This is a genomic window from Limosilactobacillus reuteri subsp. simiae (assembly GCF_020784875.1).
Classification (GTDB): domain Bacteria; phylum Bacillota; class Bacilli; order Lactobacillales; family Lactobacillaceae; genus Limosilactobacillus; species Limosilactobacillus reuteri_H.
In genome coordinates this window covers 116,167-132,046 of the sequence record NZ_JAJGUI010000109.1, presented here as the reverse complement: position 1 = coordinate 132,046, position 15,880 = coordinate 116,167, and the positions used below count along the sequence as shown (strand labels likewise).

Below are 15,880 nucleotides of genomic sequence, written 5' to 3'. Positions count from 1 at the left end.
TTAGGAGGGATCATCCATTGAAATTTTAATTCTACACAATTTAATGTATCTAGAACTGTGGATTCACGCAGAAAGGTACTACGGGTAGAATTATTTTTCAATGATTGATCAATAAGTGAGAACTAATGGGCCAATACCATTAGTTTAAAAGTCTACCTGTAGTGGTAGGCTTTTTTTCGTTACCTTTTCTGCGAGTAACGAAAGGGTGATTTTTTAATGGAACCAATCACGATAAATAATTTAACTTTTGCTTATCCAGGACAAGAACCGCTTTTTAATCATTGTGATCTTAATATTAGCAGCGATTGGAAACTTGGTCTTCTTGGACGAAACGGTCGGGGCAAAACTACACTACTCAAAATCTTGCAAAAACAACTTTCCTTTCAAGGAAGTATTCAAACCAATCTTAAGTTTAACTATTATCCATTAGTAATTCGTGAACCGAATGATTACACATTGAATGTCCTTATGAGAAGTGGCTATCAAGGTGAGCAATGGCAAATCGAACGAGAATTAAATTTGATGGCAACTCCCACAGAATTACTATGGCAACCTTTCAGTAGTCTTAGTGGTGGCGAACAAACACGTGTGATGCTAGCAACCCTTTTTGCTCAAGATGGATTTTTCCCCCTGCTTGACGAACCTACTAATCACCTTGATCAGGATGGTCGAAAACAAATTGCTCAATATCTAAAAGCGAAAAAGAACGGCTTCATTATCACTAGTCATGACCAGGATTTTCTCGACAAAATCATTGACCATTCATTAGTGATTGAACAACACCAGCTTGTTTTAACCCGTGGTAATTACAGTGATTATTTTATTCATAAGGAGCAACGAGATTCTACGGCCATTAAGAAAAACGAAAATTTATTAAAAGATATTCATCATTTAAAGCAAACACGGCAGGCAAAATCTCAATGGGCTCAACAAGCAGAAAATGAAAAGAGAAATAATTCGCATGCGGATAAAGGCTTTATTGGTGCCAAAGCTGCAAAAATGATGAAAAAGGCAACCATAATGAAAGGACGCTTAGATACTGCCATTGAGGAAAGAAAAGGGCTTTTAAAAGAAATTGAAAAAGTTGTTCCGCTAACAATTAATGTCCTCCCCACTAATCATCAACCATTATTAAGTATTAATGATCTAACGTTATCGTATCCAACTAAACAACTCTGTTCTAATATCACTACAATCATTGAAAAAAATGACCAGGTCCTGCTCTGTGGGAATAATGGTACTGGAAAATCTAGTATTATTAATGCAATCATCGGGACATTCAGTGGTAAGCAAAGCGGAGAGATACTTTTTAGCAGTGCCCTTAAAATCAGCACAGTACGTCAAGATTATTCTGATAATCATGGAAGTTTACGTAAGTTTGCATCTTCTTCTAAAATTAACTACGATCAATTTCTTAACCTTCTTCGTAAATTAGGAATGGAGCGCGCTACTTTTGATGTTCCGATTGAAGAAATGAGCATGGGACAACAAAAGAAAGTTGAACTAGCACGGTCATTAGCTGAGCCTGCCCACCTTTATTTATGGGATGAACCGCTAAACTATCTTGATACCTATAATCAGCAACAACTAATTCAGTTAATTCAAGAAAAGCGACCACCAATGCTAATTGTTGAACATGATCAAAATTTCATTAAGCAAATTGCCACAAAGAAAATTGAAATTTAATATTTCCTGGGAAATAATCAACGTTACCAACTTAATGTTAAAAAGGAGCTTCACGCGACAAAATAATAGTCGTTTGAAGCTCCATAATTTTTAGCTAAATTAAATTTAATTCAGTTAACCACTCAAGAAATAGTGGGAACCACTTCCCCATATGATTATCTACCCGATCATTATTAACAATACCAGTATATTCGTTAGCTAATGCGATTCCATGTCCCCCAGTGCCAAACTCATGTAATTCATATGGAACATCATGCTTGATTAATGCATCTGCATATACTTGGAGGTGATCAATAAAGGGAGTTAATTCATCTTTTGCCGATCCCCACATAAAGGTTGGTGGTGTTTGTGGATTTACCAATTCCGCTACATTTTCTGTTGTAACCCCCATGCGTTCATCAATCAAGGGTTGAATAACAGGATATCCTAATGCGGCGAATTTAGCATGTGTTAGTTTTTCGTTACTATATGCAGCGGCAATTTGGCCTCCTGCAGAAAAGCCAATAATTCCCAGTCGATCAGCGTCAACATCTAATTCATCTGCATGGTTAACAATATATTCAAATGCTTGGTGAACTGCTATTTTGGCTTCTTCATAATTTTTATGTTCAACCACTGGATACCGCACAACAAACGTTTGCCATGCATGGGTTGCAAACGTTAATGCCACCCGTTCAGAATCTCGTTCCATAATCTGGTTATAACTGCCTCCTGGCAAAATAACAAGACCGGGTAAAGCTTTATCAGTATTACTATGATAAATATCTAGAGACAAATATGGTTGATCTAAGTTAACACTTTTAATTTCCATTTTCTCACCTCATTTTGATTTTTCTAAATGTTAAAATTACAAATAATAGTATAACCTCAATATGCAATAAACGATACAGGCAAAAAATTGTTATTAATTCACAAATTTCCCCTTGTTTATCATGATACATTTGTTAAAGTGATAAGGTATCAATTATTATTTGGGGGTTAGAAAATCTAATGAATATTATGAAGACTAAGTCATTCTGGATTGCTGCCATTATGACCTTAATTTGTTCTGTTGCTGGGGTGCTTTTAGCAAAACTACCTTATGTCAACTTAATCGGGGCATTGGTTATTGCTTTATTATTAGGTATTGCCATGCAGTTGACTCCTGCTAGCTTGCGTAATGAGGCTCAAGGCGGCATCGGATTTATTTCTAACAAATTTTTACGGCTTGGTATTATTCTTCTTGGTTTCCGCTTAAACCTAGAAAAACTTGCTGCCGCTGGGGTTAAGACTATTTTGGTTGCAGCTATTGGGGTTACCGGAACGATTGTCCTCACTTATTGGCTTAGTCGAAAGTTTGGTGCAGAAGATGAATTAGCTATCCTTTCTGCTTGTGGCTGTGGCATTTGTGGAGCGGCTGCCGTAATGGGGGTTTCACCACAAATTGAAACTGACAACGAGGAGCGCAAACGAGAAAATGAAGTATTAGCTGTTGCTGTTGTTTGTGTAATGGGGACAGTTTTTACTTTAGTTGAAATTGGAATCAAACCATTACTCGGGCTTACTGATCCACAGTTTGGAATTGTTGCCGGGGGTTCATTACATGAAATTGCTCATGCCGTTGCAGCCGGGGGAGCTTTTGGTGAAGCAAGTTTAGATAACGCCCTTATTATGAAGCTTTCACGGGTTCTTCTCTTGGCGCCAGTCGCTTTAATTGTTGGTTACTGGTACCAACACCGTCTTGTAATTGAAAGCGAGGAAGAACATACTAAAGAACCAAAGAAATTACCAATTCCTTGGTTCCTTGGTGGTTTTATTTTAACTAGTGTGTTAGGAACCTTTCTCCCATTCTCACCAGTCTTTCTTGATGCACTTGTTCAAGCAGCCTATATCTTTTTAGGAATGGCAATGGCTGCATTAGGTGTTTCAGTAAACTTTAAGGTTATTTTTAAACGCGGAGGAGCCGTTTTTGGCGCGGCTGCGATTAGCTCAACCTGTTTATTGGTATTTATGATTATTATGAGTAAAATATTCTTCTAAATTATTAAAAGCGTTAAATTGAGGATTTATTTTAGTAGCATATCGCCTTTCCTCCAATTTAACGCTTTTTCTATTTCACTTTCTTCTTTGATAAAATCCCAAAGCCCAATACAGCAGCAATTAATCCTAATACTGCTAAATTCTCTGGCTCATTACCGGTTTGTGGTAATTCATTAGTTTTATTTTCTGCTTGCTGAGTCATATTAATAAGATGTAAGTCTGATGTGGCAACTACTTTTTTCACCTTATTATCCTGAATAACCGTATCTTTATTATTCAATGTCAGTTCAGGAACAGATTGATCTGGCTCTGGTTCCGGTTCTGGCTCTGGTTCCGGTTCTGGCTCCGGCTCCGGTTCCGGTTCTGGCTCTGGCTCCGGTTCCGGTTCTGGCTCCGGTTCCGGTTCTGGCTCTGGCTCCGGTTCCGGTTCTGGTTCCGGCTCTGGTTCCGGCTCTGGTTCCGGTTCTGGTTCCGGCTCTGGTTCCGGCTCTGGTTCCGGTTCTGGTTCTGGCTCTGGACCTGGATCAGGCTTTGGTTCTACCGGTTCCGGCTCTGGTTCTGGCTCTGGACCTGGATCAGGCTTTGGTTCTACCGGTTCCGGTTCTGGCTCCGGCTCTGGTTCCGGCTCTGGCTCTGGTTCCGGTTCTGGCTCTGGCTCTGGTTCCGGTTTCGGCTCTGGCTCTGGTTCTGGTTCCGGTTCTGGTTCTGGTTCTGGTTCTGGCTCTGGCTCTGGTTCCGGCTCTGGTTCTGGTTCTGGCTCTGGCTCTGGTTCTGGTTTCGGCTCTGGCTCTGGTTCCGGTTCCGGTTCTGGCTCTGGACCCGGATCAGGCTTTGGATTTATTGGAGGAATTTCAATGAAACTATCATCTGGGAAAACGGGATGAATATCCCAACGATGTGACTCACCACCAATAATATTCACTGTATCAGCAACAATATTGCCATCAATGTTGACATGCGCATTTACTGTTGCCAATGGCGCCAAGATACTACCCATGAAACGTCCACTGCAAACATTAATTTTCTCCAAATCGCTAAAATTCCATAATAAGTGATTTGGAACAGCATGACTTTCACCGTTATTAATTTCAACTTTATCGTCATCGTAGTAGAGATGAATTTGTGTACAAATATTTAATTCTTTACCACTAACTCCTGTCACATTAATGACAATTGTTGGTCCATCGATTTTACTTGATAAGCCATAAATTTTAAGAGGTTGAGGAGCCGCTAAATACTCAGCTGGGACGTTAACATATATTACATTATCTGTTGCAGTTGCCTTTGAAACGTCAATATAGCGGTTATTCATATCTGAAACATTAAAAATAGCTCCTGCAGAATTTTCCTTTTCTGCATAGAATTCAGATGCTTTAATCAATCGCTTAAAGACAGCTTCAAAATCAATATAGTTAGTTCCCGCACCATCCTTAAAGACTTCATGAGTTTTCAAATTATCCATACACTGACCATTAACATAGACTTTGTCATTAATAATCTGAACATCAATATCGTTACCAAAAATAACATGGTTAAATTCTTTATTACGAAACGAACCTGAATTCAACGCGTCTGTTAAATTTTGGATATAGTAAATATCTCCATTAATTAAGTGAATCGAGTCCCCGCGCGTACCAAAATCAATTGATCCGCCTAATGTACCCACCGCAATATTTCCATTAACATCAGCACCTAAGTTAGCATTATTAGCAAAAATATGGAAAAGCGAGGCTAATAATAGAGTACTTTTCGCATCAAGGTGGTTAATATCAATTCCATAATCTTTAAGTAGTGGATCATTATGAATAATATCAACTGTACCAATTGAATTATTAGTAGGAGCTGTCTGTTCAGTAACCGCATTGCTAGCAACAACATTATTTTCGGTTGATTCGCTAACTGCTGGAAAAGCAACTGATGAGACCGATGAAGTGGTTTCAATATCAGCGCTATTAATTGGCGATGTTGACATCGAAATTTCAGCTGTAACATCTGCAGTACTATTAATAGAAGCAGCCGTTGATTCAGCGACATCATTTACGACCGAAGCTATATTACTGTCACTTACCGGAGTAGTTAATGCGACAGTAGTACTATCATCTTGCTCGGCAGTTGTTACCGCAGCAACTGCTGGTTCTTCTTGACCAGTAAAGATTGTCTTATCCTCATTAGCAGATGCCGTCCCGTTAATAAAAGTTAATCCTAATAAAACTGAGGCAACCCCAATTGTTAGTTTTTTTAATCCAAATCGTTGCCGAGTTGGTTGAAATTTTCTAATCATTAATTGTGCATTGTTTCTCGATAACATTCTTAAATCCTCCTGTGATTAGAGTGGCGAAATAGTAAATACCATTTCATCTATTCGCTTTAGTCATAGGAAATTATAATTGATCTTTTTATAATTTTTGTACAATACAATTATATTATGATAACGTTATCAAGAATATTGTTTAGCAATCGATTAAAAAAATTCTTTTATTATCTTTCAAAGGTTGTTCACATTTTCACGACATCTGTCTACTAATAAGAAAATAGTTTTACAGAAATTGAACTAATAAAAGCAGCAGTACAATAATAGCCTCCCTTGCTCAGTGAAACTGAACATCGGAGGCCCATTATTTGAGGGGATTCTTCACATCAAATGCAAAGACACCAGTGCTCCCCTCATGCTATTTAACTGTCTTTCCCAGCTGGTAAGCTTCTTCAACGTGTTTAGCCAATTTTTGATTATTCCAAGAATCAGCTGCGAGTACCTCTCCTACTTTGTCCCAACGCATATATTCAAGCAATTGCTTAAAATATAAGTCAAGTGAAGCAAAGGCATCTTCTTGACCATAACCACTCACTAAAGTAATAGCTTTCTTTCCGCCATGAAGTTCATGGTTATAGTTGTAGAAACGATCAATCACTGCTTTTAGGGCTGCATTGATCCCATAATAATATAGCGAACTAACCAAGACTACCATGTCTGCCGCTAACAGCTTAGGCATTACTTCATTAGTAATAACATCATTCGGTTCAATCGCAACTTCTTGTCCGGGATGATTGTCTTCCAATTCAATCATCGAAAATTCATCAGTCCGGCGTCCAGCATCAAAGCGATAAACTTCATTTCCTGCTTCAGTAGCGCCCTTAACAAAGGCATCTGCTAATTGCTCAGAAGTTCCTGGATGATGGGGACTTCCTGTTAATACAACAATCTTCATCATGATCCCGTCCTTTCTTACTTAATTATAGTGAGAGTTCGACTAAATTAGAAATAGAAACATTGAATATTAATAGATAGCTAAAATGAATTAACGAGGCCAACTAAAGATTTTTAACCAATTTAACTTAGTACGCTCTCGTTTTTGTTCTTCTTTAATGTATGAACGATCCGTAATGAAATGAAAGATATTCATGCCTATTCCTCATAAATATGTTCACTGAGGTAACGCTCGCTTGAATCAGGAAATACCGTGACTAAATTAGCCCCGTGTGGCAATTCTTTAGCAACTTCTAAACTCGCCGCAAGCGCAGCCCCACTAGAGCTACCAATAAAGAGGCCGAGATTTTTAGCAACCCAGCGAACATAATAGAATGCATCGTCATCACTAATCGTTTTTACCCCAGTATAATCTAAATCCTTGAAGAATGGCGGAATAAATTCAACGCCAATTCCTTCCGTGCGATGACTATGGGCTGGACCACCATTTAAAATCGATCCAGCTGGTTCAACAATATAGCCTTTCAATTCTGGGTAAGCATCTTGGAGCGCCTTTTGAATCCCCGCAAAAGTACCACCACTTCCTGCCCCAGCTACAAAGGCCGCCAGCGGTTTATTAGCAAGATCAGCTAAAATTTCTGGTCCCAAGGTGTGCTGATAAACATCAGGATTCGCTGGATTCTGAAATTGTAAAGGCACATAAGCATCCCCGATTTCAGCAGTTAATTCTTTGGCGGCCGCAATTGCTCCTTTGATCCCTTCTTCACTTGGAGTATTAATCACTTCAGCTCCCAATGCACGCATTAACGTTTGCTTTTCAAAACTAAACTTTTCTGGTACCACTAATTTAACTGGTAAATGGTATTTTAGTGCTGCTAAAGCGACTCCAATCCCTGTATTTCCGGCAGTTGGCTCGATGATTGTCGTTGTATCTGTTATTTTTCCTTCTTCCATTCCTCGCTGGATTAGCGCCATCCCCAAACGATCCTTGATACTGCCACCTGGGTTAAACATTTCGAGCTTAGCATAAATATTAACGTCATTCGGAGTCTTCATTGGCAAGTGCATCAAGGGGGTGTGACCAATCAAATCATAAGTATTTTCAACTAACATAATAGTTCCTTCTTCCTCAGAGTATACAAAAAGGCGCAAACTCAAGAAATAATCTTGGATTTGCGCCTTATGTGTTATCAACTTGATAGTAATTCAATTAAAAATGAGTATACCAAAAAGTGAGTCGCATAAGACGCGATTCACAACAACAAATATTTGCGTTAACAAAATAATTGTTTTCCATTGGTAATTTCCTCGTATTTCAAATTACAGTAATAATAACTAGTTAAAAGTAAGTTGTCAAGAAAATTTATATGGACAGGTGTAAAATAAAAAAGAATTATTTTATAAAGCAGGAGCGATACCTATGAAAAAGAATGGACTACTATTAGTCAATCTCGGTTCACCCGATACACCAACAACTCCCGACGTTAAACGTTATTTGAAAGAATTTCTCAGTGATCGGAATGTTATTGAAATGCCCCCAGCATTATGGCAGCCACTCCTTCGTGGGATTATTCTTCCAACTCGGTCATGGCGATCAGCGACTTTTTATCGTAATTGCTGGACAAAAGATGGGTCTCCATTGATTGTCTACACAGAACGGTTGGTTGCTAAGGTTCAGGAATTAATGCCGGAATGGGTTGTCAAAATGGCAATGACCTATGGCAAACCTAAAATTAGCGACACAATTACCGAAATGAAAAAGGAATGTCAAAATATTACAGTTTTGCCGCTCTTCCCTTTTTTTACTAAAAGTACAACCCAAACGGTTATTGACAAGGTAAAGGATGCTGATCCAGAAGCGAAAATAATTGATCGTTTCTCGGCAGAAGAAGATTATTTAGACTTATTGGCTAAGCAAATTCAAACGGCATGGGATAGAGGAAAATATGATAAATTACTTATTTCGTATCATGGAATTCCGACAGCTATGGTTAATCATGGTGATCCTTATCGCGATGAAACCGAAGCAGCCACCGCGGAACTGATTAAACGCCTTGATATTCCTGAAAAGCAAATTAAGATGGCTTACCAATCTAAGTTTGGCCCAATGCCATGGTTAAAACCTTACCTCCGGAATACGCTACTTAATGAGGCACAACTCGGTCATCGTGATGTGTTAGTTGTTGCTCCATCATTTGTGGCGGACTGTTTAGAAACATTAGAAGAAGATCAAGTGCAAAACTATCAGGTCTTTCGTGAAAATGGCGGAAATAACCTTGTAATGGTGCCTTCGCTCAATGACTCACCAGAATTTGCTCAGTTTATTACTGATCTTGTGCAACGAAAGGGATAAAAATGGAACGAAAAAGTTTAGACGAAATCAATGGAAGTGTTGATGTTCCAAATGTCTATCAAAGTGCATTTTGGCAAAAGTTTCTCGCCTATAGTGGTCCGGGTGCTTTAGTCGCCGTTGGTTATATGGACCCAGGAAACTGGTTAACATCTCTTGCCGGTGGTAGCCAATACCGTTACCAACTATTAGTGGTCCTTTTTACCGCCATTTTAATCGCTATGTATATGCAATCTTTATCAATCAAACTCGGCGTTACCACCCGAACCGACCTCGCCCAAGCAATTGCGCGGCGTTTACCTACCCCCCTGCGGATTGCCTTATGGTTATTTAACGAAATCGCCATGATGGCAACTGACTTAACCGGAGTAGTAGGAACTGCCGTTGCCTTAAACATGCTATTTAAACTACCATTACTTATCGGGGTGCTGTTAACAATCGCGGACGTGCTAGTTGTCTTATTTTTCCTTCATTTTGGGATCCGCCGAATTGAATTTATCGTTTTAACTGCTATTCTGGTTGTCGGCGCCATCTTTGCGATTGAAGTCTGTCGGGCCCACCCTGAATTTTCCGCGATCATGGACGGTTTTGTTCCCCGTTCATCGATTTTTTCTAATCACAGTGAGCTGCTAATTAGTTTAGGGATTGTCGGGGCCACAATTATGCCCCATAATATTTACCTTCATTCCTCCCTGGCACAAAGTCGACGCTACGATGAACATGATCCAAAGCAGGTCAAAGAAACGCTCCGATTTGCTAACTGGGATTCATTAATTCATCTTTTTGCGGCCTTCATCGTCAACGCCCTTCTGCTTATCCTTGGCGGAACCCTCTTCTTTCATGCGGCAAGTCTCGGTAGTCTCGAGGACGTCTTTTTCGGACTAAAGAATCCTCAAATCGTTGGTAGCCTCGCTAGTCCATTAATGAGTTGGCTATTTGCCTTTGCTCTTTTGGTAACTGGTTTAATTTCTTCAATCACTAGTACCTTGGCTGGCCAAATTGTCATGGAAGGATTTATCAATATTCGCCTCCCACTCTGGAAAAGGCGTCTCCTTACTCGAGCTGTAACCCTTGTGCCAATCCTAATTATCGGCTTCATGATTAATTTCAACGAAGAGCAATTTGAGCAACTCATCATTTATGCCCAGATTGTTCTGAGTATTGCCTTACCATTTACGCTCTATCCCCTTGTTGCTTTGACTGGCAATAAAAAGCTGATGGGTCCACACGTTAATTCATCCTGGCAAACCGTCCTTGGATATGTTTTGGCTAGCTTGGTCACGGGGTTGAACTTGCTGGTGCTGGTATAAATCAATATTTTATTTTTGCAATAGTAGCAAATGCTAATTTAATTCCTTATTATAGCTTGTTATCGCTATCTTCAATGCTTAACTTTGAAAACACTTAATAATATGGAGTTCCTTCTTTTTACTAAATAAAAGAGGCGGCAATATAAGCTAGGCTACATCTATAAAAGACAAATAGCGAGTTCAAAAATAGACCTCCAACATCCGGTAATAAACCGAACTTTGGAGGTCTATTTCGTTTATAGTGGGACTCAAAAATGAATATTTATAAAGTATATTCATCAGATTCAAGATATTGTTTTAGCTTAGTTACGAGATCCTTATTTTTCTTTTTTATCTTCCACCGTAATATTATATGCTTACTATAATTCCAGTCATGTTTTAGAAGGGTTCTTGCAATCATCCTAAATTGCCGAGCCACTTTTTTGGAATTTTCTGCAGTAATATGATTATAGTAATTGTCGCAGAATTTAATAATGATATTGTCTAAGTCTAAATCTCTATTAGGCTTTCTATAAGGATTAGCTAACGCCCTTAACTCCAAAATCTTCTTATCAGTAATAACTTCGATTGAACAAAGCTCCATTAACCTAGCCCGCCAATTGCTTTCCTTATGAATAGCTGCATGATAAGAAGCAGGAACAACAACCATAATCGTAACAACTGCAGAGATTATGGGAGCAAAAATAGATACTAATAATTGAGCCATTTCTTCTCCTGTCATCTTTCCTAGAAATTCCTCTTCTTACTTAAGCCAAACATCGTCGCAAATGTCGCTAGCCCTAAACCTACCAAACTAAGTGCTCGATTACTATCATTACCAGTTTGTGGCAACTTCTTAGCATTTTGTTGCGCTTTATATTCTTCCCGTGTCATATATTCATTAGTGCTATCGATTTGATTTGCTACTGGTTCAACAGTATTAGTACCAGTAGCATTAGAAGCTAATTGGTTAATAGCTGAAGTTGACGGTGTAGTTGTATCAGTGGTCATTCGGTGATCATCAGTTGATGTTGATGGAGTTATATCAGTACCTTTGTTTGAATTAGATGGTTGCGTAGGCTTGTCTGGAGTTACTGGTTGATCTGGAGTCTTAGCAGCAGTGACATTCAATTGTTCCTTAACAGTTGTCGTTGAACCGTCTGGGAATGTTACAAGAACATCTTCGTAGTAAGTACCAGTATTAGCTAAGTGAGCCTTAACAGTGTTGACATTAGCCCAGCTTGCCGTTGTTCCTTCTGGGAGACTAACAGCATCAGTCTTAGTAGCACTAAGGACAAGCATTGAATCAGTTGTCTTAACGACTTTATGGAAACCATTGATAAATTGCGGTTCTGGTAATTGACCATCGACAGTCGTGTCAATTGGCTTCATTTGAACAGCATCACCGTATTGTTCGGCATCAGTCTTAGTTTGAGGTTGATCTGGTGTTGATGGTTGGCTGTTCTTAATCCGGTCAAGTTCAGCTTGAGCAGCAGTTAATGCCTTTTGCGCCTTAGCTAAAGCATCAGCAGTTTGACTCTTCTTGCTCTGAGCTTCATCTAATGTCTTTTGAGCATCAGCTAACTTAGCTTGTGCAGCTTTAAGAGCCTTCTTAGAAGCATCAGCCTTTGTTTCAGCTTCACTTAACTTAGCTTGAGCATCAGCCAATGCTTGTTGAGCAGCGTCAACAGCTGCAGGATCAGCATTGTCAAGCGCCTTTTGCAAGTCAGCAACCTTTTGATCAGCTGCCTTTTTAGCATTAGTCCAATCATTAAGTGCTGATTGAGCTTGACTCAACTTGTCATTAGCAGTTTGAACATTAGTGTTTACTTCATCTAATGCCTTCTTAGCTTGAGCAGCCTTAGCTTGAGCATCAGCTACTTGTTGTTGAAGGTTCTTGATTGTTGCAGTATGATCAGCAGCATTCTTTTGAGCTTCAGCAAGAGCAACTTTTGTATCAGCAAGTTTTTGATTAGCAGCATCTAATGCTTGTTCAGCTTGACTTTGAGCAGCCTTAGCTTGATTCAATTGAGTTTGGGCATCACTTTGAGCTTGCTTAGCATCATTTAGCTTTTGATCAGCAGCTGTCTTAGTAGCTTGAGCTTGTTGAACAGCAGCTTCAGCTTGTTGCAATTCAGTTCGAGCTTGATCAACCTTGTTTTGTAAATCAGTTAAATCAGCTGATGAACCGTTGTTATTGTCAAGCTTAGAAGTGTAGTCATATGGGCTAAATTTAGCTGCGGTTTCGTCATTAGGTGAAAAATTGACAACGTATGTTTCTGTATTTGCAAGTGATGAACCAGTTTCTGGATTAAGCATCACTAAAAGATATTGGTGTTTTGCATACGGATTATTACCACCAAAATGACCAAGTAATGTACCCGCATGGTCACCTTGAATAAGTCCATTATCTGTTGAGTAATCACGGAACATTGCATCCATTAATTGCAAGAATACATTATATTTAAGTTGATCCATTGAATAAGTATTTGGCTCATTTAAAATTGGATATGCTTGAGTTACACCGTAATCAAATTCAACTGAAGATCCGCCTACACCAATTAAATCAGACCGATGAAGGCCGCCAATCTCAGATTTACCAGGAATATTATATACAGAAACTTGTGTTAACTCATTATATGCTGAATTGACAGTCATTGGAGTAACACCCAGCTTTGTTCGGAAAGCATTTAATACGTCAGCTGCAAATACGCTAAGTTCATCAGCAGCCTTTGTACCACGACCTTGCTTATCGGTGACATTGTATGAACGACCGCTTAAGTCATAAGTAGTGTCGTAATCAGCGTCGCTAAAGACATTGTCCATATTATCAGTGAAGGCGTTAACATTCTTAGTATAAAGTTGCTTGAGCATATCAATTTGTGCTTGTGTTAATTTAGCGCCATTATCAAATGCACCCTTCATCACTGTTTCAAAGTTATCTGGAATCCATAAGATATCTGCGACACTCTTCTTAGTACTTGTCTCAGAAGTTTGTCCGCCTTGCTTTTGAGCATTAGTTAAAGCTTGTTGAGCTTCACTTAATGCTTGTTGCTTAGCATTACTATTTTGTTGAGCATTATTTAGATCAGCATTAGCTTGATCTGCAGCAGTTTGTGCTGCGCTTACATTTGAATCCGCAGTTTGAACTGCTGCTGACTTAGCATTAACTTGCTGATCAGCAGTATTTTTTTGTGCTTGTGCATCATTTACAGCTGATTGTGCAGCGTCAACATCAGCTTGAGTAACACTTTGACCAGCACCCTTTTCAGCTTCACTCAACTTGTTTTGAGCAGCTGATAATGCAGTTTGAGCTTGATCATTAGCAGCTGATGCTTGTTGTTGAGCAGCTGAAGCACTATTAGCTGCTGATTGAGCATCACTAACAGCCGAATTTAATTGACCATTAACATTTTGATTAGCAATTGCAGCTTGATCAGATTTAGCTTGATCGAGATCTGCTTGCGCTTGATCACGGTTGGCAGCAGCTTGTGATGCAGCATTTAATTGATCTTGAGCAGTTTTGACAGCATCACTTGCTTGACTAACTGCTTGAGCATCACTAGTAGCTGTTTGACTAGCTTTGTTCGTAGCGTCTGAAGCAGCATTAACATCTTCTTGAGCTTTGTTGACTGCATCTGCAGCTTGGTTATCAGCTGATGTCGCTGATTGAACATTTTGCTTTTGCACGTCAACGTTTTGTTCAGCTTGCTTCAATTGATCGTTAGTTGTTTGAGTAGCAGCTTGATCAACTGTATCAGCATGAGCATTAGTTTGTGTAACAGTTACACCAGCAGTTACCGTAGTAACAGAAATGGTAGCCACTGCTGCTAAAATTTTTTTAGTATTTACTTCCATAATTAATATTCTCCTCCTAACTCCGAAAAAAACTAACAATTAAATTATATCTAGCTATTCCAGTTGATACAAGACTTTATGTTCCAATTAGCACATTTTCTAGTTGGAACATAAAGATATAGTCTACTTGTAACTTATTTTTAATGAAATTACTCCGTAAGCTTGAAATAAAAGCAATACAGAGGTTAAAAATGAATAAAACAATAGGAAAAAATATCACTACTAGAAGGCATCAGTTAAAAATGACACAAGAACAATTAGCAGAATTAAGTAATCTGTCTGTTAATTACATTTCAAAAATTGAACGTGGCACTACACCAAACATTAGTGCAAAAACACTCTATCGGTTGGCAAAAGGTCTTAATGTACCAATGGAAAATTTATTAAAGGAAGAAACAACTTATACAACTAATATTGGCCCATACCAGCAGCAATTAGAAACTTTTCTCAATCAATACCCAAGAGAAGAAGCTGAACAACTATCGAAAAGCATACTGAAACTATTAAAATCACAACTTCCAATTACAAAAGAATCTTAATAAATATGTACCCAATGAGGCCCAAAATTAATTATTAATTCTTCGCTTTAAAATATGAAAATCCGAACTACAGTTTTCAATTTTTGCGAAATTGTAGTTCGGATTTTTCTTTTATAGGATCTTGAAATCAATAGTATCATTAATGAATAACTTATTTTCAGTTATCAGTGTTTAAAAAAGCAATCAAATATTGTAAGATAATAATAAATTTTGTTGTAATTTTTGATGCAATAAAAGACTGGGCACTATTTACTTTTGGGAGAGTAATTTGATATTAAAAAATTTTATCTTTGGTGTGACGCTTTTATCAATCTCATTTTACAACTGAATTAAAGAAGCAGGGCTGAACGGTATTTATGTTCAAACCCTGCTTCTTTATTTTAGTTTCGTCGCGCGATCATCACGCGCTGTCCACCTATTTGTTTAACTTTAATATCTTTAAACCGATAATATTCCAGTAGTTGACGATAGCGTTGTACAGTAGTAGCAGTAATCACGATGGTTCCCTTGAAAGCGAGGACCCTTATCGCCTCTTGCAAAACACGTCCTTGCGTAATTGCTGGTTTCACCTGCTGTAAATTGCTAATCAAAACATAGTCAAACTGATGATCAGTGAAAGGCAAATTAGTGTTATCAGTCAATTCTACTTTCGCGCGATCAGCTACTGCCTCTTCTTTGATCAGTTCTTTCACTTGCTGTGCTTGCTTTTCATTTTTAACTATTCCCATAATTTTGCCGGGAGCAGTCAATTGCTTGGCAAGGTTAATAAACGTTTTTCCGTTGCCAATGCTCATATCAAGGATTTGAACATCCCCGCGTATCGATAAATCAGTACTTATCTTTTTCCAGACCTGTTGCCTTTGCCAGATCAACCATCCAATAATTCCAACAACTATAACAACTACGATCCCAATAACGACTATCAATTCTCTTC

General features: G+C 38.6%; 12 protein-coding genes. 5 read left to right on the top strand and 7 right to left on the bottom strand.

Annotated features, from left to right (window positions below):
- Positions 1 to 216: 216 nt before the first annotated feature.
- Positions 217 to 1,686 carry a ribosomal protection-like ABC-F family protein gene (gene abc-f / locus LMC10_RS07600; protein ID WP_229269380.1) on the top strand — a complete coding sequence of 490 codons (1,470 nt, stop codon included), beginning with the start codon at positions 217 to 219 and terminating at the stop codon, positions 1,684 to 1,686.
- Between the two features lie 94 nt (positions 1,687 to 1,780).
- Here abc-f and LMC10_RS07595 read toward each other — a convergent pair whose 3' ends face one another.
- On the bottom strand, positions 1,781 to 2,497 hold the full coding sequence (locus LMC10_RS07595) for an alpha/beta hydrolase (protein WP_229269379.1): 717 nt from the start codon (positions 2,495 to 2,497) through the stop codon (positions 1,781 to 1,783).
- Positions 2,498 to 2,676: 179 nt separating this feature from the next.
- Here LMC10_RS07595 and LMC10_RS07590 point away from each other — a divergent pair, with 179 nt between their 5' ends.
- A complete protein-coding gene (locus LMC10_RS07590) occupies positions 2,677 to 3,705 on the top strand; it encodes a YeiH family protein (protein WP_229269378.1) in 1,029 nt (342 codons plus the stop codon).
- Positions 3,706 to 3,775: 70 nt separating this feature from the next.
- Here the strand turns inward: LMC10_RS07590 and LMC10_RS07585 are convergent, their stop codons facing one another.
- The 3 genes from LMC10_RS07585 to LMC10_RS07575 all read right to left on the bottom strand — a co-directional run bounded on the left by LMC10_RS07585 (position 3,776) and on the right by LMC10_RS07575 (position 8,023).
- Positions 3,776 to 6,013: a choice-of-anchor A family protein gene (locus LMC10_RS07585; RefSeq protein ID WP_229269377.1), complete on the bottom strand. Its 2,238-nt coding sequence runs from the start codon at positions 6,011 to 6,013 to the stop codon at positions 3,776 to 3,778.
- 361 nt (positions 6,014 to 6,374) lie between these two features.
- Positions 6,375 to 6,914 carry a flavodoxin family protein gene (locus LMC10_RS07580; protein ID WP_122481555.1) on the bottom strand — a complete coding sequence of 180 codons (540 nt, stop codon included), beginning with the start codon at positions 6,912 to 6,914 and terminating at the stop codon, positions 6,375 to 6,377.
- Positions 6,915 to 7,108: 194 nt separating this feature from the next.
- Positions 7,109 to 8,023: a PLP-dependent cysteine synthase family protein gene (locus LMC10_RS07575; RefSeq protein WP_229269376.1), complete on the bottom strand. Its 915-nt coding sequence runs from the start codon at positions 8,021 to 8,023 to the stop codon at positions 7,109 to 7,111.
- 307 nt (positions 8,024 to 8,330) lie between these two features.
- On the opposite strand from LMC10_RS07575, the gene hemH reads away from it, so the two are divergent.
- Positions 8,331 to 9,263 (top strand): ferrochelatase, encoded by a 933-nt coding sequence (hemH, locus tag LMC10_RS07570; protein WP_003664689.1) that lies wholly within the window; start codon positions 8,331 to 8,333, stop codon positions 9,261 to 9,263.
- A gap of 2 nt (positions 9,264 to 9,265) precedes the next feature.
- Entirely contained in the window at positions 9,266 to 10,570 is a 1,305-nt protein-coding gene (locus LMC10_RS07565) for an Nramp family divalent metal transporter (protein ID WP_229269375.1), read from the top strand.
- Between the two features lie 262 nt (positions 10,571 to 10,832).
- Here LMC10_RS07565 and LMC10_RS07560 read toward each other — a convergent pair whose 3' ends face one another.
- On the bottom strand, positions 10,833 to 11,291 hold the full coding sequence (locus LMC10_RS07560) for a hypothetical protein (protein ID WP_035155936.1): 459 nt from the start codon (positions 11,289 to 11,291) through the stop codon (positions 10,833 to 10,835).
- Positions 11,292 to 11,296: 5 nt separating this feature from the next.
- Positions 11,297 to 14,407 carry an SEC10/PgrA surface exclusion domain-containing protein gene (locus LMC10_RS07555; RefSeq protein ID WP_229269374.1) on the bottom strand — a complete coding sequence of 1,037 codons (3,111 nt, stop codon included), beginning with the start codon at positions 14,405 to 14,407 and terminating at the stop codon, positions 11,297 to 11,299.
- A 191-nt stretch (positions 14,408 to 14,598) separates the two neighbouring features.
- Between LMC10_RS07555 and LMC10_RS07550 the strand changes: the two genes are divergently transcribed.
- Positions 14,599 to 14,946: a helix-turn-helix domain-containing protein gene (locus LMC10_RS07550; RefSeq protein ID WP_003664699.1), complete on the top strand. Its 348-nt coding sequence runs from the start codon at positions 14,599 to 14,601 to the stop codon at positions 14,944 to 14,946.
- Positions 14,947 to 15,326: 380 nt separating this feature from the next.
- Here LMC10_RS07550 and LMC10_RS07545 read toward each other — a convergent pair whose 3' ends face one another.
- Entirely contained in the window at positions 15,327 to 15,872 is a 546-nt protein-coding gene (locus LMC10_RS07545; RefSeq protein ID WP_229269373.1) for a class I SAM-dependent methyltransferase, read from the bottom strand.
- Positions 15,873 to 15,880: the final 8 nt, after the last annotated feature.